Here is a 607-nt window from a genome sequence, read left to right as displayed (position 1 = left end):
AGCCAGCCGCCGAAGGTGGGATAGATGATTGGGGTGAAGTCGTAACAAGGTAGCCGTATCGGAAGGTGCGGCTGGATCACCTCCTTTCTAAGGATATTTTCGGAATATCTCCTACGGAGATAACATTCACGGATTGCTGTTCAGTTTTGAAGGTTCATCAACGGATGAATACTTCTTATTTTGTGCTCCTGCGGTTACTCGTCGCAAATACGCGAGGAAGCAAATGCAGGTAGCCTATTTGTTCTTTGAAAACTGGATAAAACGACATTGAAAGTAACAAGTTTTAAATAGATCAAGTAATTGATCGTGTAAGTTCTTAAATCTTATTTCTTTTATGAGATAAGTTGTAACTAACATGAAGGTTTCAAGACACGAGTAGGACAAGGAAGCGATTGAGCGATGGAAGGAGCGTACTTAAGTACGTGACTGACAGAGTGAATGAAGCTGACGCAGTCATACGATGTGTATTGAAAGCTGAATAGGTTAAGTTATTAAGGGCGCACGGTGGATGCCTTGGCACTAGGAGTCGATGAAGGACGGCACTAACACCGATATGCCTCGGGGAGCTGTAAGTAAGCTTTGATCCGGGGATTTCCGAATGGGGAAA

2 rRNA genes are annotated in these 607 nt (G+C 43.7%); both read left to right on the top strand.

The features are described 5' to 3' along the window. A 16S ribosomal RNA gene (locus tag C9J36_RS17070) occupies positions 1–87 on the top strand; the annotation flags it as partial. Between the two features lie 394 nt (positions 88–481). Continuing rightward, a 23S ribosomal RNA gene (locus C9J36_RS17065) occupies positions 482–607 on the top strand; the annotation flags it as partial.

Origin of the sequence: Metasolibacillus fluoroglycofenilyticus, assembly GCF_003049645.1 — a bacterium.
In the GTDB taxonomy this organism is placed as follows: Bacteria; Bacillota; Bacilli; order Bacillales_A; family Planococcaceae; genus Metasolibacillus; species Metasolibacillus fluoroglycofenilyticus.
This window is presented reverse-complemented; position numbering and strand designations above follow the sequence as displayed.